This is a genomic window from uncultured Granulicatella sp., from assembly GCF_963515615.1.
GTDB lineage: Bacteria > Bacillota > Bacilli > Lactobacillales > Aerococcaceae > Granulicatella.
The window spans coordinates 1-21077 of record NZ_CAUPZT010000015.1 but is presented as its reverse complement, the minus strand read 5'-3'; the positions used below and the strand labels follow the sequence as shown (position 1 = coordinate 21077).

Annotated in this window: 13 protein-coding genes and 1 tRNA gene; 5 read left to right on the top strand and 9 right to left on the bottom strand. The window is 32.9% G+C overall.

Annotated features, from left to right (window positions below):
* Positions 1–48: 48 nt before the first annotated feature.
* From pflA to RYL55_RS03915, 3 genes are all read right to left on the bottom strand, one after another.
* Entirely contained in the window at positions 49–810 is a 762-nt protein-coding gene (gene pflA / locus RYL55_RS03925; protein ID WP_315007491.1) for a pyruvate formate-lyase-activating protein, read from the bottom strand.
* Positions 811–1047: 237 nt separating this feature from the next.
* Positions 1048–1121 (bottom strand) — tRNA-Arg (locus tag RYL55_RS03920).
* A gap of 84 nt (positions 1122–1205) precedes the next feature.
* Positions 1206–1523 (bottom strand): hypothetical protein, encoded by a 318-nt coding sequence (locus RYL55_RS03915; RefSeq protein WP_315007489.1) that lies wholly within the window; start codon positions 1521–1523, stop codon positions 1206–1208.
* A gap of 69 nt (positions 1524–1592) precedes the next feature.
* Between RYL55_RS03915 and RYL55_RS03910 the strand changes: the two genes are divergently transcribed.
* Complete coding sequence (locus tag RYL55_RS03910) at positions 1593–2333, top strand: N-formylglutamate amidohydrolase (RefSeq protein WP_315007488.1); 741 nt, start codon at positions 1593–1595, stop codon at positions 2331–2333.
* Positions 2334–2362: 29 nt separating this feature from the next.
* Here the strand turns inward: RYL55_RS03910 and RYL55_RS03905 are convergent, their stop codons facing one another.
* The 4 genes from RYL55_RS03905 to RYL55_RS03890 form a co-directional block, all read right to left on the bottom strand.
* Positions 2363–6688: a PolC-type DNA polymerase III gene (locus RYL55_RS03905; protein WP_315007486.1), complete on the bottom strand. Its 4326-nt coding sequence runs from the start codon at positions 6686–6688 to the stop codon at positions 2363–2365.
* 87 nt (positions 6689–6775) lie between these two features.
* Complete coding sequence (gene rseP, locus RYL55_RS03900) at positions 6776–8038, bottom strand: RIP metalloprotease RseP (protein ID WP_315007484.1); 1263 nt, start codon at positions 8036–8038, stop codon at positions 6776–6778.
* A 9-nt stretch (positions 8039–8047) separates the two neighbouring features.
* The gene (locus tag RYL55_RS03895; RefSeq protein ID WP_315007481.1) at positions 8048–8848 is read right to left on the bottom strand and encodes a phosphatidate cytidylyltransferase; all 801 of its coding nucleotides are present in this window, start codon (positions 8846–8848) and stop codon (positions 8048–8050) included.
* A complete protein-coding gene (locus tag RYL55_RS03890; RefSeq protein WP_315007479.1) occupies positions 8845–9612 on the bottom strand; it encodes an isoprenyl transferase in 768 nt (255 codons plus the stop codon). The genes RYL55_RS03895 and RYL55_RS03890 overlap by 4 nt, the downstream gene beginning before the upstream one ends.
* Before the next feature lie 197 nt (positions 9613–9809).
* On the opposite strand from RYL55_RS03890, the gene def reads away from it, so the two are divergent.
* The 4 genes from def (at position 9810) to rnjA (ending at position 13042) form a co-directional block, all read left to right on the top strand.
* A complete protein-coding gene (gene def, locus RYL55_RS03885; RefSeq protein ID WP_315007518.1) occupies positions 9810–10367 on the top strand; it encodes a peptide deformylase in 558 nt (185 codons plus the stop codon).
* Entirely contained in the window at positions 10360–11058 is a 699-nt protein-coding gene (locus RYL55_RS03880) for an HAD family hydrolase (protein ID WP_315007477.1), read from the top strand. The genes def and RYL55_RS03880 overlap by 8 nt, the downstream gene beginning before the upstream one ends.
* Positions 11059–11129: 71 nt before the next feature.
* Complete coding sequence (locus tag RYL55_RS03875) at positions 11130–11345, top strand: DNA-directed RNA polymerase subunit epsilon (protein ID WP_315007475.1); 216 nt, start codon at positions 11130–11132, stop codon at positions 11343–11345.
* Positions 11345–13042, top strand: coding sequence for a ribonuclease J1 (rnjA, locus tag RYL55_RS03870; RefSeq protein WP_006702774.1), 1698 nt, complete (start codon positions 11345–11347; stop codon positions 13040–13042). The genes RYL55_RS03875 and rnjA overlap by 1 nt, the downstream gene beginning before the upstream one ends.
* Positions 13043–13068: 26 nt before the next feature.
* Here rnjA and abc-f read toward each other — a convergent pair whose 3' ends face one another.
* Entirely contained in the window at positions 13069–14547 is a 1479-nt protein-coding gene (gene abc-f / locus RYL55_RS03865; protein ID WP_315007472.1) for a ribosomal protection-like ABC-F family protein, read from the bottom strand.
* 133 nt (positions 14548–14680) lie between these two features.
* Positions 14681–20830, bottom strand: a complete 6150-nt coding sequence (locus RYL55_RS03860) for an endo-alpha-N-acetylgalactosaminidase family protein (protein ID WP_399545583.1) — start codon at positions 20828–20830, stop codon at positions 14681–14683.
* Between the last annotated feature and the right edge of the window lie 247 nt (positions 20831–21077).

Here is a 21077-nt window from a genome sequence, read left to right as displayed (position 1 = left end):
TGTAATTTTATAATGATTATTTTACCACACAATATTTAGAAAACCAATCTAAACTTCTAAATATCCTTTATATTCTTGTGTTCTTAAAATACGGTTCGCATTTGCAACACGTTCTTTTGTTGGTGGTTCAATATGTTCTAATTTGTATGGAATTCCTAAGTTTTTCCATTTATAAACACCTAAACGGTGATATGGTAAAACTTCGAATTTTAATACATTTTTTAAACCTGCTACAAATTCACTTAAACGTTCTAAATACTCATCATAATCTGAACGTTCTGGAACTAGTACGTGACGAATCCAAACTGGCTGACCTTTTTCTGATAAATATTCTGCTAATTGTAAAATATTTTTATTAGTCCAAGCTGTTAATTTCTTATGTTGTTCATCATCAATATGTTTAATATCTAATAAAATTAAATCTGTATATTCTAATAATTCTTCGAATTTACTAAAGAATGGTTCATCATACGTAAATGGCATTCCACAACTATCTAATGTAGTGTGAATCCCGATTGCTTTGCAGCGTTTGAAGAAATCAATTAGAAAATCTACTTGTAGTAAAGGTTCTCCTCCACTCACTGTTACACCACCTTTTTTACCCCAAAAGGCACGATACCGTAGTGCTTCCTCTAATAATTCTTGGCTTGTAATTTTTTTACCTCCTCCAATATTCCATGTGTCTGGATTATGGCAAAACTCGCAACGCATACGGCATCCTTGCATAAACGTTACAAAACGGACTCCTGGTCCATCAACAGAACCAAAACTCTCTGTAGAATGAATATATCCCTCAACTGGTTCACTCATTCATAATCCCTCCAATTTATCTATCTATTTTAATCGTATTATACCACAATAATACAATAATAAAAAACTAATGAATTCTTTTTCACTTTCATTAAAATTTTATTTTTAACTGTACTTTTTATAATTTTTTGTTCTTTATTTGTTCCGTAACATTGTATTTTATCCAAATTAGAGAAAAAAAGAACGTTGATAAATCAACGTTCTTTACAACTTTCTACCTATCAATTAGGTCTAAAACGTTCTAGGAGGGATTCGAACCCCCGACCGTTCGCTTAGAAGGCGAATGCTCTATCCTGCTGAGCTACTAGAACAGTACAAAATTTATTATATCAATATGTATAATAACTGTCAATACATGAAATAAATTTTGTTCATTCTGTGGATAAAAATCTACTTTATAATCTTAAAGAACGTTTCATCTGTTGTTTTGGATAATACTTTACTCGGAATTCTTGTAATTGATTTAAGGCATAATCAATTATTTCTCCAAAAGTCATCCAAACTTCTGTAGTTCTTTGTCTTGTTTCTTCAGGCATTTCAACAGTATCTTGTTCATTACGATAGGATAAAAGAAAATTTTGTTTAAAATCTGGATCATATGTAATAGCAGCTAATACTTTTCTATTTTCACTATATGGAGCTGCACAATATAATACATCCGCTGTAAATTCTAATAAATAAGTATACATTTCATCAATTTCATGTTTATTCATTTGATTCACCCCTTCAAATTTTAGTATACTAAATTTACTCAATAATCACAATATTACTAGGAGGATTTCATGAATTCATATATCACAGTAAAACAAGAAAATCATTTTTCTCCTATTTTATTGTCTATTCCTCATTCCGGAATAGAAATTCCTGAAGGAATTCAAATACGAATAAATCCAAAAGCAAAACGAATTCATACTGATTGGGAAATGGATATATTTATTAAAGACTTTCCATTTACAAGTATTTCTTCAAAACTTTCAAGATATATCGTTGATGTGAATCGATCTAAATATACTTCTAAAACTTCCACACCATCCATCATTCCAAAATATGATGAAGTTGGAAATCCATTATTTAATCAATATCCTTCTAAAGCAATCCAGCAACAATGGCTGAAGGAATTTTATACTCCTTATTACGATACGATATTGGAACAAATAACAGCAAAGAAACAAAATAATTCAAATGTTTGTTTTCTAGATTTACACAGTTATGATGATAAACATTTTAAAACAGATAAGATTATTCTAAGCACTCGGAATGGAACAACCATCTCAAAAGAAGCTTTTGAGTTCATTGTAGATTGTTTTGAAAAAGAAGAATTATCCTTTCAAGTAGATATGATATTTAAAGGTGGAAATATTATTCACGAAGTATCCAAACAACCAAATGTAGAAGCGATTCAAATTGAAATACCCTATTCACTCTATCTACATCACAATACATTAGATTCTACAAAATCGAAAATTTTACAAGAAAAACTACTACAAGTTTTCTTACAAATTGAAGAATATTATAAAAAATAGACGACCGAAGTCGTCTATTTCGCTTTTTATTAAAAATCAAATAAGGATAATTGATTCTCATCTGGTAAGTCATCTAATACTTTATTCTCAGTCATATAGTCAATTAAAGTTTTAGAAACTTTCCCACGTGTTGCTAAATCTTTTTTAGAAATAAATGGTTGTTCTTGTCTTGCTTCAACAATTTTATTGGCAACGTTCAACCCTAATCCTGGAATTGATCTAAATGGAGCAATTAAACTATCCCCTTCAATCACAAAATTCACAGCATCAGACTTTTCAATATCCACCATTTTAAAATTAAATCCACGTTCACACATTTCGTTGGCTAATTCAAGTACGGTTAGTAAGTTTACCTCTTTAGTACTTGCATCATTTCCTTTATCACGGATTTCCTTCATTCTTTGTTTAATCATTTCTTTTCCTTGTGACATCGCCACAATATCAAAATCTTGAGCACGAACTGAGAAATACGCACAGTAATATAATAAAGGTTTATGAACTTTAAACCACGCTACACGTAAAGCCATTAATACATAGGCTGCCGCATGGGCTTTAGGAAACATGTACTTAATCTTCAAGCACGATTCGATATACCATTCTGGAACATTATTTTCTCGCATCATTGCTTGATAATCTTCCGGTATTCCCTTTCCTTTACGTACGCCTTCCATAATTTTGAAAGCTGCTCCGTTTTCAACACCTTTATGAATTAAGTACACCATAATATCATCACGACATCCAATTACTTCAGAAAGTGGGATACCATGTAGTCGAATTAATTCTTCTGCATTTCCAAGATATACGTCTGTACCATGAGATAGTCCTGAAATTTGTAGTAACTCTGTAAAGGTAGTTGGCTTTGTTTGTTCTAACATTCCACGTACAAATTTTGTACCGAACTCAGGGATTCCGAGTGTACCCGTATTAGAATCAATTTGTTCTGGCGTAACGCCTAATACTTCTGTTCCACCAAAGATTTTCATCACTTCTGGATCATCTGGTGGAATATCCTTCGGTTCAATTCCTGATAAATCTTGTAGCATTCTAATCACGGTCGGATCATCGTGTCCAAGTATGTCGAGTTTTAACACATTATCATGGATGGAATGGAAATCAAAGTGAGTTGTTTTCCACTCTGCATTTTGGTCATCTGCTGGGAATTGGATTGGAGTAAAGTCATATACATCCATATAATCTGGAATTACAATAATTCCCCCCGGATGTTGTCCGGTACTTCTCTTAACGCCTGTACACCCTTTTGCTAAACGATCAATTTCTGCTTGCCTAAATTCTAATCCTAAATCTCGTTCATATCCTTTTACATATCCAAAGGCTGTTTTATCTGCAACAGTACCAATGGTTCCTGCACGATACACATAGTCTTCTCCGAATAATACTTTCGTATAGTTATGCGCTTGTGGCTGATATTCCCCTGAGAAGTTTAAATCGATATCGGGTACTTTATCCCCATAGAACCCTAAAAACGTTTCAAATGGAATATCATGTCCATCTTTTGCAAGACGTGTCCCACACTTAGGACAATCTTTTTCAGGTAAGTCAAAACCAGAACCAACAGAACCATCATCAAAAAATTCTGAATAACAACAATTTGGACAACGATAGTGTGGCGCTAATGGATTTACTTCGGTAATACCCGTTAAAGTCGCTACTAATGAAGAACCTACAGATCCACGAGAACCTACTAAATACCCATCTTCATTACTCTTATGCACTAATTTTTGAGAAATTAAGTAAATAACGGAGAATCCATTTCCGATAATACTCTTTAGTTCTTTATCAATACGTTTCTCAACGATTTCTGGTAATTCTTCGCCATACCATTCATGAGCTTTGTCATAACTTAATTTTGTGATTTCATCTTCTGCCCCTTCAATTTTAGGCGTATATAAGTCATCTTTAATTGGAATAATTACTTCTAGTTGATCATTAACCCAATGAGTATTTGTCACAACGACTTCAAAAGCTTTTTCTTCTCCTAAAAAGGCAAATTCATCTAACATTTCATTTGTCGTTCTAAAATGAACATCTGGATAATTCAATTTTTGTCCATTATTCACAGATGTTAATAAAATTTCTCGATAGATTTTATCTTCCGGATTTAAGTAGTGAACATTCCCTGTTGCGACAACTGGAATATCTAGTTCTTCTCCTAATTTCACGAGATTTTTAATAATTTCTTCTAGATGGTGTTCATTTCGAATGAGTTCTTTATCAATTAATGGACGATAGACTGCTTTTGGCATAATTTCAATATAATCATAAAACTTAGCCTTTTCTTTAGCTTCTTCATAGCCTTTTTGCATCATTGCTTCAAAGACTTCCCCTTCACTACATCCAGATCCAATTAAAAATGAATCTCTATTTTCAATTAACATGCTTCGTAAAATTCTAGGAACTCTGTAAAAATATTGTACATTTGAAGCTGAGACTACTTTAAAGAGTTCTTTCAAACCTGCTTGATGCTTTGCAAAAATCGTAGCATGGAATGGACGACCATTTTTGAATACTTCTTCTGGGTGTAAGTTCGTATTTAATTGGTCATGATAAATCAATCCATGATCATTGGCTGCTTCTTTTAAGAAAATATGACATAAATGTCCAGTTGTTTCAGAGTCAAATACCGCACGGTGATGTTGTTCTAAGGCAACATTGTACCGTTTTGCTAATGTATTTAATCGGTGAGATTTTAATTGTGGATGTAGTAATCTGGATAATTCTAATGTATCAATGACCGGTTGAGTCGTTTTCTCCAAACCTTCTTTTTCATATCCAGTATTTAAAAATCCCATATCGAAACTGGCATTATGCGCAACTAAAATCGTATCTTTTGTAAATGCTGCAAATTCTTTTAATACTTGAGCTTGTGATTTAGAACCACGAACCATATCATCTGTAATGCCTGTTAATTGAATTGTTGTCGCAGATAAAGGATGTCCAGGGTCAATAAATTCTTCAAACTTATCAATGACATTTCCTTTATGCATTTTAACGGCAGCTAATTCAATAATAGAATCATAAATGGCTGATAAACCTGTTGTTTCCACGTCAAACACGACATACGTTGCATCTTCTAATAAAATATGCTGTGGATTATAGGCAACATTCACTTGGTCATCGACAATATTTCCTTCTAATCCATATAAAATTTTAATATTATTACCTTTTCCTGCTCCATGAGCTTCTGGATACGATTGTAAGTTTGCATGGTCTGTAATGGCTACAGCAGGATGTCCCCATTTAGCTGCTTGTTTCACTAAATCACTCGCAGAATTAGTGGCATCCATGACCGACATATTTGTGTGTAAATGTAATTCAATACGTTTTTGGTCTTCTGGCGCACGATCGATTCGTCCAATATGCTCCACTTTATTCATATCTCGAACAATCATGTTTAATTCTTGAGAAAATTTGTTAGTCTCAATATTTCCATAAGCTTTTACCCATGTTCCTTTTTTTAGGGCAGCTAAACGTTCTTCATCTTCAGCTGTTGAGGGAAATAAAGTTGCCCCAATTGATGAAGTGTAATCCGTCATTTTAATATTCGCAAAGGACTTCCCACTTGCTTTTCTTGTACGAATTTCAATATCAAAAATTTGTGCCTCGACTAATACATTTCGCTCTTCTTCATAAATATCTGCAATTTCTCTTGTTTCTAGATTATTACGAATCGCTTTTCCATATAAAATAGATGAATCTGTATTAACAGCAGCTGGTTTCGATGATGCTGTTTCTTGTACTTCTTTTTGTTGAACAGCTTTTTCTTGATATTCTTGTTCAATCGTTTCGTGTTTAATGCGTAACTCTTCTTCTAATTGACTACCTAATTCATCATTGACAATAATATCCACACCCATTTTTGGAAAACCAAAATTCTCAAAATATTGTTGAATTTTTTTGATGTAATTTTCGTTGACATGAGATTTGGTAATTTCATTTGGACAATGAAATTGTATTTTTTTCTGATTCCAAGTAGGGATTTGTCCGGATAGTAATTGAACTACAAGAGGTGATTCTTGTTGTAATTGGAAGAGAACCATTTCCCAATACGCTTGAATTTGTTCTTGTGTAATTTCTGATTCTTCTCTTGTTTTAACTACTAATTTTACTTGAGCAATTTTTTCATAGGTCTGTTTTAATTGTTCATAGAAACGTTTGAATTTTTCATACTGGATTACTTGATTCGTCTCAATATTAAAACACCATTCCGGAATACTTTTTGTAATATCAATTTTGGTTAATGTGGCTTGATCAAAATCTGGTTGTAAAAACTCATCCGTATCTAGCTGTAATTGATTCATTAACGTTAAAAATAATTGTTGTTGATGTTCTGACACTTAATCACTCCTCTCTTAAACTGAAAAAATAAGTGTGGTTTTCTATTCTGTTACTATAGAAAACCATCACTTACCTCCTGTTAATTGTTAAAATAATTTACTAATATCATTCCATGTCACTAAAATCATTAAAATGATTAAGAATACTGCTCCAGCCAATGTAATATAAGATTCATATTCTGGATTTAAAGGTTTCTTACGAATCCCCTCAATGATATTGAGAACTAATTTCCCTCCATCTAAAGCAGGAATTGGTAATAAATTCATCATTCCTAAATTTGCACTAATTAATCCTAAGAAATTCAAAATAGAAATAAATCCACTTTGAGCCACTTGGGAAGTTAATGAAAAAATGGCTACTGGACCACCTAATTGATTAATCGAAAATCCTTTTGTAAAGAATGATGCAATTGTTAAGAATACAGAACTAATGACAAACCATGTTTGAGTAAATCCATAGAGTATTTTAGACAATACATCTGTTTTCTTCGCAGATTCAATTCCTAAAACACCAACTTTAGATCCGTTCGATAAATCATACGCTTTAGGTGTTACAACAATCGTTTGTTGAGTCCCATTTCGTTCAATGACAAGTTTTGTTTCAAGGTCTGCACGTGGAGAAATTTGTTTACTAATATCTCCCCATTTTTGTACTGCTTGTCCTTCAATTTCAATAATTTTATCTCCAACTAGTAATCCGGCTACTTGAGCAGCAGATTCACTTGCAAAGTTTCCAACTACTGCTTCATGAGAAGGAACTCCACCTGCTAAAAATGCTACAATAATAAATGTAATAATCGACAAGATAAAATTATTCATCGGTCCAGCAAAATTCGTTAACATACGGTCTTTTAAGCTGGCAGAATTAAACAGACGTTCAACAGGAGCAACGACTACTTCTGTTCCATCTTCTTCAATAATGGTTGCCGTTTTAGAAACCTTTAGGATATCTAATTCTTCTTTTTGAGGTTTATATCCTCTCACTTCCATTTTATCTTGCAAATCACAAGATTCAATTTGAAAAGGAATTCCTTGTTCTAATTCAGTTGATGAATCAAATGAAATTTGTTGAACCATTCCATCTTCTAATCGAAGTGTCACCATCATACCAGGTTTTATGTCTTGATCATCTTCCTCATGACCTGCCATACGAACATAGCCACCAACGGGTAATAATCGTAATGTATAAACTGTTTCACCCTTACGCACTTGGAATACTTTTGGTCCCATTCCAATAGCAAATTCTTTTACTAAAATTCCTGCACGTTTTGCAAAATAAAAGTGTCCAAATTCATGAATAATCACAATGACACCAAATACAAATAAAAATGCAATAATTGTTTTAATCATATGTCCTCCTTAATGAGTACCAATAAATTTCAATACAATTTGAAACATAAACATTGCAAAAAATGTTGAATCAAATCGGTCTAATACTCCTCCGTGACCTGGAAAAATTTTCCCAGAATCTTTTACATTAAATCTACGTTTATAAGCAGATTCTACTAAATCTCCCAATTGACCAAAAACTGATAAAGCAATCATTAAAATGGTCATTTCGACAAAATGAAATCCTAGTGGATTAAATAATTTTAGGGCGATAGTTCCTAAACCAATAGCTCCAATCACACCCCCAATGGAACCTTCAATCGTTTTATTAGGACTAATAGCAGGAGCTAATTTATGCTTTCCAAATGCTCTTCCTGTAAAATAAGCAAACGTATCTGTTCCCCAAATAATACAAAAAACAAATACAAGCATGCCAAAACCATATTCACGTACAAATAAAATTCCGGAAAATCCGCCGCCTACATATAAAGCAATCAGAGATAAAAAACTCACATCTTCAATCGACAGCGTCTCACTTTTATAAACGGTTAACGACATTAATAACATGATACAAAGGAAGAATACATAAAAGAAATCAACACCTTTTGGTAATTCAATAATTGGCGCTCTTGCAAAAATAATCGATAGTGTAGCTATAAGCGTTAAGACTCCTTCAATCGAAACAATCGATAATTTCTTCATTTGAAAAAATTCAAAAATTGCAACAAATGATAAAAATCCAATAACAACTTTAAGTAAAGTTCCCCCAATAACTAATGCAGGAACAAACAACATCAAGGCAACAATGGCAGTTATGATACGTGTCTTCATGAAATTAATCCTCCATATCGTCTCTGACGTTTCTGATACGTTAAAATCGCTTCTTCTAAATCTTCTTTACTAAAATCTGGCCAAAAAATATCTGTAAAATAATATTCGCTATACGCTAATTGCCATAAAAGAAAATTACTTAAACGTTGTTCTCCACTTGTACGAATCATTAAGTCTGGTTCTGATAAATCTCCTAAAAAATTCGTTTGTAAATGATTGGAAAATACGTCTTCATTGATTGAATCGGCATCATACTCACCATTTGAAACATCCACTGCAATTTCTTTTACAGCTTGAAGAATTTCTGCTCTTGATCCATAATTTAAAGCAAAACATAGAGTCATTCCTGTATTGTCTTTTGTATCCTCTACTGCTTTTTCAACAACTTTTCTTGTTGCTTCTGGTAATTGATCGGTAAATCCAATTAGACGGATGCGCATATTTCGCTCTTGCAATTCAGGCATAAATGAACTAAAAAAGTCACCAGGAAGCTTCATTAAGAAGCTCACTTCTTCGGTTGGTCTCTTCCAATTTTCTGTACTAAATGCATACAATGTCATAGCCTTAACACCTAATTCATCTGCAGCAATAGCAATTTTTTTTACTGTACTCATTCCCTCTTTATGACCGGCAATTCGAGGTAAATTTCTCTTTTTTGCCCAACGCCCATTACCATCCATAATGACAGCAATATGTTGAGGAATATTTGTTTGATCTAATTCAATGGTTTTTGTTTCTTTTTTCTTTTTCCAAAAAAGCATCATTTCAATTCCTTTACTTATGAAATACTCCCTTATTGTAACAGAAAAACAACGTATTGGGTAGTTTATTCCCATTCTTTTAACCCATTCTTAGACAATCAAGGATAAACTCTTAAAACTCACTTTCTAGCATGGTTTTCTTTTCAAAAAAATGCTATAATGCTAAAGGAAAAGAAGCAATAGGAGGTAGAATGAAGAAAATGATTACGATGAAAGATATTGTCTTAGAAGGTCATCCAGCTTTAAGAAAACGAGCGGAAAAAATTAGTTTTCCATTGTCAGATGATTTGCAGCATTTAGCTAAAGAAATGCTAGAATTTCTACATAATAGTCAAGATGAAGAAATTGCTGCCAAATATGAATTACGTGCTGGAGTTGGGTTAGCTGCTCCACAATTAGGAAAAGGAATTCAAATGATTGCCCTTTTAATACCAGGTTATCAAGACGAACCCGCCATACTAGATGAAGTTTGGATTAATCCTCGCATTTTAAGAGAATCTGTTAAGAAAACTTGTTTAAAAGAAGGCGAAGGATGTTTATCCGTTAATCGAGAAGTTCCCGGAGTGGTATTAAGACCACAGCGAATAACAGTGAAATATTTCACCCCAGAAGGTGAAGAAAAAGTTAAAACATTGACAGACTATGAAGCTATTGTGGTTCAACATGAAATTGACCACTTAAATGGAGTCATGTTCTATGATCATATTAACCAAACTCAACCACAATATATTCCAGAAGGAGCTGTCGTAATTGGATAAGAAAATTGCAGTGATATTTGATTTAGATGATACCCTTTATTCTAAGAGTGAAGTGTTTTTTAAAACATTTTGTCAATTTGCAACACCAAGTATAGATGCGGAAAGTCTCTATTTAACTTATCAAAAACAAAGTGATGAGGCTTTTGAAAAATTTTCTGCAGGAGAAATCACTCTTTCTCAATCGCATCAAGAACGAGTTTCCAATACTTTTAAAGATGTAGGAATTGAGTTATCCTTTGAAAAAATTCAAGCGTTTATTAAAGCTTACCAAGACACTTTAAATGCAATTACTCTTAGTAACGATTGGATTGAAGTATTTCAACAATTCAATAAAGAATCATATCAAATCGCTATTTTGACGAATGGTCCAACTGACCATCAGAAAAATAAACTGTACCAATTAAACTTATCCAACTGGATTCCTGAAGATTTTTGGTTTATCTCAGAATCCATTCAAGCAAAAAAACCAAGTATCCATGCTTTTCGTCATGTCGAATCAAAAATTGATGCTGATGAGTATTTTATGATTGGAGACGATATCCAAACAGACATTAAAGGGGCTATTCAAGCGAATTGGCACCCGATTCAATTTACAAAATATCATCACATGAATGCAGATTATTTATCTTGCGATGTAACGAAAGAACCTAAGGAAGTATTTCCCTTAATTCAACAAATACTACACAGATAATTGTACTTGAAGTCTATTTTTGTGTTAAAATAATTTTTGAAAACTAAATTGAACAAATAAGGAGTTATAACATGATTTTTAAAATTACATACCAACCATCAAAAAATGAAGCACCTCGTCGTGAAAATACTTTATCTCTATATCTAGAAGCACAAGATAAAGTAGAAGCTCGTCGTCTAGTAGACGAACATACTGAATATAATGTTGAGTTCATTCAAGAATTAGATGAAAAACATCTTGCTTACGAGCAAAAAAATCCTGATTTCGAAATTACGGTGTTTAACTAATGAAACCAACAATCAAAAATAATGAAACGGGCGTATTCGCTTTTGGTGGTTTAGGTGAAATCGGAAAGAATACCTATGGCGTCCAATTCCAGGATGAATTAATTATTTTAGACGCTGGAATTAAGTTCCCTGAAGATGATTTATTAGGAATTGACTATGTTATTCCTGACTATAGCTATATTATTCAAAACCAAAGTAAAGTTAAAGGTCTCTTCATCTCTCATGGACACGAAGACCATATTGGTGGTATTCCTTTCTTAATTAAACAAGTGAATATTCCAATTTATGCGACTAAATTGGCAATGTCACTCATTCGAAACAAACTTGAAGAACATGGATTACTTCGAGATGCTATCTTACATGAAATAGATGAAGATTCGGTTATTAAATTTAGAAAAACTCAAGTAAGTTTTTACCGCACTACTCACTCTATTCCAGATGCATTTGGAATTGTCATTAAAACTCCTCCTGGAAATATTGTATTTACAGGAGACTATAAATTTGACTTTACACCAGTAGGACAACCAGCTAATTTACACAAAATGGCTCAAATTGGTGAAGAAGGTGTCCTAGTTCTTTTAGGGGATAGTACGAACTCAGAAGTTCCAGGATTCACTAAATCAGAACAAGTTGTTGGACAATCGATTAAAGAAATCATCCAACGTGTGGAAGGTCGTATTATTTTCGCTACTTTTGCATCGAATGTTTCTCGTTTAAAACAAGTAACAGATGTTGCAGTAGCAACTGGACGTAAAATTGCTGTCTTTGGACGTAGTATGGAAGCTAGCTTTGCTACTTCTCGTGAATTAGGATATATTTCTGCGCCAGATGATACATTTATCGATGGTCGTGATATTAACCAATATCCTGCTGAAGAAGTGATTATTTTATGTACAGGATCTCAAGGTGAACCAATGGCTGCCTTAAGCCGTATTGCCAATGGAAATCACCGTCAAATTTCTGTACAGCCTGGAGACACGGTTATCTTCTCAAGCTCTCCTATTCCAGGAAATACAGCAGCAGTTAATCGTGTAATTAACTTACTATCTGAAGCTGGAGCTGAAGTTATTCATGGTAAATTAAATAATATTCACACTTCAGGACATGGTTCTCAAGAAGAACAAAAACTAATGTTACGATTAATGAAACCGAAGTATTTCATGCCAGTTCACGGTGAATACAGAATGCAAAAAATCCAAGCTAACTTAGCAAGTCAAGTTGGAATTCCTAAAGAAAATTCATTCATTTTAAGTAATGGAGATATTTTAGCAGTAACTAGTGACTCTGCTCGTCGTGCTGGACATTTCTATGCTGGAGATGTTTATGTAGACGGAAATGGTATTGGAGATATCGGAAATATCGTTTTACGTGACCGTAAAACTTTATCTCAAGACGGTTTAGTAATTGTTGTTGCAACTGTTGATTACGATGAACGTGAATTAGTAACAGGACCTGAAATTTTATCTCGCGGATTTATTTATATGCGTGAGTCCGGTGAACTATTAAATCAAGCTCAGCAAATATTAAAAGAAGAATTACAAGCCTTCATTAATGAAGCTGATGAGCCTTTAAATGAGAGATCATTACGTAATCTCATTATCGATACGTTAAATCCTTATTTATATAAACAAACCGCTCGCCGCCCAATGATTTTACCAGTCTTAATGGGTGTTAGCGCAGAAGATGTGGAAGAATAAAAAAGTCGACGAGAGTCGACTTTTTTCTATATTTGTATGATTTTATTCGCAATATGATTGACAAACCGTTGATCGTGTTCAATTAAAACTAAGGTCGGTTTCACTTCTTTTATGAGTTCTTCAATCTGTATTCTTGAAATCACATCAATATAATTTAGAGGTTCGTCCCAAATATATAGATGAGCAGGTTTAGAAAGACTAACAGAAATAAGCACTTTCTTTTTTTGACCATCACTATACAATTTCATATTTGTATCAAATAATTCTTTCGGAAAATCTAATTTACTTAATATTGTCCTACAAGTAGTTTCATCTACTCCTTGACTATGAATATACTTCATTAAATCTCCTTCCAAGAATGAAGTATCTTGTGAAATATATGAAAATTCTAAATGATTTGCCATTTTTAACTCACCAATATAATCAAGATATTGCCCCAATAAAATTTTAATAAGAGTTGATTTTCCACTACCATTTGCTCCATTTATAGCAATGATATCCCCTTGATGAATTTCAAAATTGATATTAGAAAATAGTTTTCTTTCTCCAAATTGATAGCTTAACTGACTAGCAGATACAAGCAAAGATTTATAATATTGTAGTGGACGAAGGAATAAACTATCTTTTCTTTCAATATCTTTTAATAAATTTTCTTTTTCTTCGATTGCTTTTTGCTGACGTTTTTCTAAGTTCTTAGTCTTTTGCATCATTTTTGCTGACAAATGTCCAATACGTCCTTTATCTGGCTTTATACCAGAAATTTTCACACCATTCTTCGTATTTTCAATTTTATTCGACCAAACCTTTGTCTGTCTTGCTGCCTTGTTTAATCGTTCAATCTCACTTTTAATTTTTTCATTTTGATTGAACTCATACTGATCTTTTGCTATTTTATTTTCATACCATGACGTAAAATTACCTGATTGGACATCAATTGAGTTTCGATTAAAAGAAATGACATGATTAATACATCCATCTAAAAAATCTCTATCATGAGAAATCAATAGAAATCCTTTTTTACTCTTCAGATAATCACATACAATTTTTCTTCCATTCACATCAAGATGATTTGTTGGTTCATCAATCAATAAATATCCATTATCTTTCGTAAATAATATCGCCAAAAGAAGTTTAGTTTGTTCTCCTTTAGAAAGAGTTTCAAATTTTCTATCCATAATACTTTCATCTAACTTCAACTGATGAAGCTCACGATACACTTTCCACTCATCTTCTTGCGCTGTCCACTCTTCCAGTAATTCTATCCCAGTCTTTGAAAAATCCAGATAATTAGATGGAAATTGAACAAATTCAACACTTTTATGAATCTTACCTTGATAAGATTCTTGTTCTAATAATAACTTAAACAAGGTTGATTTCCCGATTCCATTTCTACCAATTAACCCAGTTTTCCAATTTGTATCTAAAGAAAAACTCACGTCATCAAACACAGGTTTTGTAGATGAAAAATACGAAAAGGTTAAATTTTCAATTTTAATCAACGACATGATATCACCTTGCTTTCAATTATACTCTAATATTATTATAGCAGAATTTAGTTACATTCATAAGCTTTAATCTAAATAAGAGGAAAAACCTCTAAATATATAGAGGCTTTCCCAACAACCATTTATTCAAAATTTATTTTTTTCTTTTTTTACTAACAAACACTCCTCCTAATAATGCAAAACTTGCAGCAATCATTTCACCTAAACTTGAAACAGATCCTGTTTTTGGTAATTCCTCTCTAACTTCTGAACGAGTTACCTTTTCTTCAGTTGTTGTTCTTTGATTTGTTTCAGTTTCTTTTGGTGTTTTAACTTCTTCATTCTTCATAGATTGACTTTCTTGTGTACTAACTGTTTGTTCTTTTTCACTTTCAGGTTTAGCTAATTGAGTTGATTGAGTTGTAGTAGCTTCTGCTTTCACATTTTCAGGTTTTACTGCTTGAGTTGAAGGTAAGTTATTTGGTTGTTCATCAACAGTAGCAGGTTTAACTGGTTGAGTTGAAGTAGATTTTTTAAATGTTACGGCATACAAACTAAAGTGGTTAACAGTTAAGCGAACACTATCATCTTCACCTTTTTCAAATGGTACTTCGTGTACAATTTGTTTAGTATCACTTGTAATATAGTAAGCTTTATCAACTTCTAATCCAACTGGTACTCTAACTTTAGCATCACCTTTCACTGGCACTACATTTCCATCCTTATTAACGAATGTAATTTCATATGCAATATAATCCTTACCTGCCAATGCAGAAATTGTTTCATTTACTCTTTCTACTTTTAACATCTTAATATTCATATCTAAGTATTTCGTAGCAATTTCAACCGCCACCGGTGTATCACCATTTTCATCTTCAAATTTAGCGAGTGTTTTATCTTTATTTAAAGTTACTAGAACTCCTTCTGTTTCATATAATGGCAATGTAACCGTTGGAGTTTCTGGCACTGGTGTTGGCGTTGGCGCTGGTGTCGGCACAGGCGCTGGTGTTGGCGCTGGTGTTGGCGCTGGTGTTGGCGCTGGCGCTGGTTGCGGCTCTGGAGTCGGTTGTGTTTCTTCTTCCGTTATTGTTTTTAGATACTCTACCATTCGACCAACAGATGTTGGAGTTAATAAATTATATTTCTCTAATTCTTCTCTATAAGCTGCAATTGTTTGTAACGCTTCTACTGCATGTTTCTTATTAATTTTAGCAACACGCTCTACTTCTGCTAGTAATTCTTTTTCATCAATCGGTTGTTCTTTGTCGATTGGTTTTACAAAACGTAGTTCTGCTGCAGAAATGTGTCCATAATCACCATAAGTTTGAATTCCTGTAAAGATAGCTTTTTTGACTTTCAATGGCGTATCAAAATTAATAACTTTTATTTTCGAATTATTTTCCCAACCATTAAAGTTAAAAGTATGTTCTTTATTGGCTTCATCAACAACTACTAGTTTTCCTTTCAAGACACGTCCATTATCACCACTAGGTCTAGGTACATATTCGAATTTAGTAGCTTCGATTGGTTGCTTAAAGGTTACAGTTAATGGTTTTTCTAAACTTAATGCTCCATATGGAGTATGCCACAATGAACTTGGATTATTATCAAATGCCAACCATGGTGAATCTTGAGGTTCTGAAACTGCATCAATGGATTCAATATCACTTGTATCAGGTGTAGTACGTTTAATTTCAAGATTTTCTTTTGCTAATTGTACATTTTCAATTAATTGTTTTGCTTCTGGAATTGAAATATCATCTGCTGCTTCAGATAAACTTAAAATTGCATCTTTGTAGGCATATAATGATTCTTTTGTAAATTGTTCATCCTTTACAGGAGTTATCTTATCAAAGGCGTCATCTACAAGCATCTTACCTGTTAAATTCACTTCTTCAATTTCTAGATTATCCATCATGAAGTCTTTATAACCTTTAAAATTAATTTCATTATTATCTGTATCTTGTTTTGTATCAGCAGCTTGACCAGTTGAGTAAATTCCTACCCAAGTGTCTCCTTTTTTATCGCCTTCTACATAGAATGTCACTTTTTTAGGTTTTGCATCATTTTCCCATGTATTTGCTAAATCATATTTAGTTACTTTACTTCTACGATCTAACTCTCCACGACCAACTACAAATGCATAAGTACCATTTGAACCAGCTTCATATTCAAAAGTAATTTTATATGTCTTACCGGCTTCAAATCGATAGTTTTGTGGAATTGTTTGGTATACCAATTTATCACGACTCGTTAATCCATTTGTTTTTAGTGACCAATCACCGTCGATAACATCATTTACTTTTTTACCATTCCATCCTCGTTGTGTATATGGAGCATGTTTTTCAGATAAGTGTGTACGGTTATCAGATACACCTTCTACATTACCTACAACAAATGGGAAAATCCCTTGTGGAACATCTTCAAAATTTTGTTTAAATTTGCCAGTTCCTGTATCATGTCCATCTCCATACATTACTGAATGATTTTCAAATATACGGATTTCATCAAAATAAGTCGCCTTACTATCTGCATCTCTACCTAATTCAAGAGTAACATTTGAAACATCATCACCCGTTGTAAAGAATACATACATATTTTGGAAATAACTTGTATTATTAATTGTTGCATTTTTCGGTAATGTATTATGTGCATGAGCTTGTACATAATTTTTTGCAATAGATTTATTTGTATAGTTAGAAATTGTCTTATCTCCAACTTTCACAGTAATATCTGCTTTTGCATCACTTCGATTATCCACTCCAACATATACAGCATATTTTGTATTTGGTTTCAAATCTGTTAATGTTTGTTTCAAAGTAACTCTTTGAGTATTTCCTTGAATTCGAAGCATTTCATTAGAACCTTGAGATTTTACAATTTCAGCATGCTCTGCATCTCCTGTTTTTTGCCAATGGTCTAAATTACCGCTATTAAATCCTTGATCATATAGGTGTAATCCTTCACTCCAAACAATTGTCTTTTTACCTTGAGGTTCTTTATAAAGTACATATGGTTGATTAGCTTCACCTTTCAAATTAATTTTACGATCTGCTCCAACTTTTACTTCTACAACATCTTGTTTTCCTTGATCCGTTAAACGATAAAGATATACTTTATCAACATTCCAATCTTCTGGTAATGTCCATTCAGTAGTAGCTGATTCATTTGAATAGAAGTACATTTTTTCTTTATTACCTGTTAATGCATTTCCATTTGCATCCCAATTCCAAGGGACTAAATACTTACCATTATCTTCAATGACTCTTCCGTTTAATGTAACAGTTCTTTGACGATAACCTACTTCATTAGGATTATTAGATTTACGTTTGATATTCACGGTATTTCCATGATCATCAGTTAATCCAACTTCCATTTCAGGAGTCCATTTATAAGTTGTACCATCATTATTCATTGTAACTGGTTGTCCATTTACCCAACGATTTACTTTAAAGTGTTGGAAATATTTTGTCATAACATCATTTTCAAATAAATTACGAATGTATCCTTCATAATCACTTCTACCTTGCCAACCTTCAAAGTCTTTCATGTTATATCCACCTAATAATGGATAATCTGCAGCACCACCATATTTAGGATAATCGCCGACCCAAGAATCTTTTTGATGATTGCGAATGAATCGAACAATATTTGAATTAATCCCTTTATTTGTGTAACCACCATATGTTAAATCAGCAGCCCAGTGTTGGAATGTAGAATCATATTCAGCACCATGTCCCCATTCAATCGCCATTCTCCACCCTTGAGAATTCAATTCTTTCGCTAATACATGTGAAGGCCACGCACTATTATCTCCAGATTGACCATTTCCCCAAACGTCAACATAAATAAAGTCTAGTCCATCTCCTAATTTATCTTTTAAATCTTTCCAACGTTGTAGACGATTGTGTGCTAAGTCATAAGAAGCATCAATATTAATTCCTTGATCTAGCCAGTTCCATCCATACATATAGCTTCCATCTTGGTTTTTACGTAAAATCGCTTCTGAGAAATATTTAGATTCTGGATAAGTTTCAGAAGCATTGACATGGATACCAATTTTTGCTCCATATTCTTTTGCTTTTGCAATTAAAGTTTTGAAGTCTTCTACTCCACCGATACGTTTACCAATATCTGCATAATTCAAGTGTCCTGAATCATGTCCCTCACTACCATATCCTTTTAGTAAAATAGATTGACCTAATCCATCTGTGTGAAGATTAATTTTCTTAATACCATCTAAAGTCATTAGGAATGGATTTTGAGCTTGAGAAGCAAAGTTCATTGCAATACGGTATGCAACTAAATCAGGAACATTTTCTGATCCTTTTGGATTATTCATAATACTACGATAGGCAATGGCGCCATCTTGCCAGTCTACCTTATTGTCATTATTCGCATCTTTTGTAATAACAACTTTTGCACTAGGTAATTCAAGAGTATATTCCGGATATACTAATTTATTATGAGCACGTTGATAATAATACGGAGAACTTTGGATTCCTAAATAATTTACCCCTTCTACACGTTCTAAGAATGCTGTTAAACGTGTAAAATCACGATTTCCTCCACCATAACTAAATTGAGAATTACTCCATACTGCTGCAGATAACTCATTAGAAGAAACAAATCCATACATATATGCATCTGCAAAATCTTTCATAACTCCTTTTTTCAACGCAATATGTTCATCTCCAGATTTACGTGTATTATTGGACATTTTTGCCCCATCAAATTTAGCATCTGTTTTATCAGATCCTACTGAAACAAGAGAGTTCCCAGGAAATTCAATTGTTTGAATTAATTTTTTAGTATTATCAATTTCTTTTCCCATTTCGACTTGATTATTATTTTTAATTTTTGTCACGTCAAAATGCATTTCATTACCAACAATTTCTAATTTAACAGTAATTTCCGCATCAATAAATTCAGCTTCATTTTTTACTTTAAGCGTATATGTTGCTGCTGAATCACTATCTTTATGGTAGGTAACAGTTGGAGTCACTGTTTGACCATTAATACTCATTTGACTAATTTTTTGTACTTGTCCAGTTAATGTTTTTCCATCTAATTCATATTGTTTTACACGTGGAAATGCTGTATCAATCACCGCTTTTAAGACATCAGAATGAATCGTTTCATAACGAACATCTTTATCATTTTTTTCTAATCCCTTATTGTCAACAGTTGTATCTTCCGTTGCTTTTACATTTTCTTGATTATCTGTTTTGACATCAACTTTAGTAACTTCATCTCCCCATGCTCCTGCTTTTAACATTACTTTATTAACATCCTTTAATGCATTCTTCACAGTTTCAGGAACTAATACTGTACTAAATAAATTAACTCCATTATTTGTCGCATTTAATTGACCATCTTTTTTATATGAAATTTCTAAATGATTTTCTGAATCTGGGGAAGGTGCTGCCACACGTTCTTTACTATACCAAGTATCAGTGTTTGGACCTTTATATTGCCAAAACCATCCTTGTTTATCATACCCTACAAAAATATTATTTTTATTATCTTTATAATTTACATAAACACCAAAACGTCCTTTTTGATCATCTGAACGTTCTTTAAAGGTTAAATCGATATTGACATTTCCTTCCTCATCACCTTTTAACCCTTGTTTCTCAAATAAAGCTTCTTTATCGCTATTATTGTTTGCAGATGTTGAAGAAAGTTGATTATAACGTACACCGTCTTCGGCAACTTCTTTAACAGTACCTTTAACTTTACTTACTGATTCCCACTCTATTGTTTTTGCTTGAGTAGTCGTTTCTTTTTCTGTTGAAGAAGCAGATTTTTCTGTAGTTGGAGCTGCAGGTTGAGTTGGAGTTGTAACCTCTCGTTTTGTAGCTGTATTTGGTATAGTTGAATTTGAAGTTTCTACTGGAGTTGTATTTTTTTCTACCTTATCTGTTGTTTCTATTTTTTCTTTAGTTTCAACATTTTCTTTATGAGTTGTTTCCTTTCCAGTATCATTAGCTACTACAGTTGATGAATTAATATTTGTAACCGCAGCATTCTCCTCTTGTTTTGACACTTGATTTTCGGTTTTTTCAACAGTTTTATCCATTGGTTTTACCGTCTGATTATTATCCACGCCACTAGTAGAAGCGTTTTCATTTTTAGCTATTACTAGTTCACTTTTTGCTTCAGTTTGTGGATTTTCTGCAGCTGCTACCATAGGTGCACTTCCAAGAAAATATGCCCCAATCAGAAGTGAGCACGTTCCAATGGTCAATTTTCGAATCGAAAATCGTTGTCTCTTCTCTCCTTGAATATTTTGTTTTTTCATATAAATACCCCCTTACAAAATTGTAACGCTTTCAATTCAGAATATAGCATAATTTAATGGGAATAACTATTGCTTTATTGCTAATTTCTATAACTTTTTTGCTATTTTTGTAAAGGGTTACATCATTGTTATACCGGAGTATTTTAAAAGATAAATTTTGTTATATTTTTTATAATTTTAACAATATAGATTAAATCATGACCACCCGTCTAACGGGTGGTTTGAACCGGGGCTATAAGCCCAGATT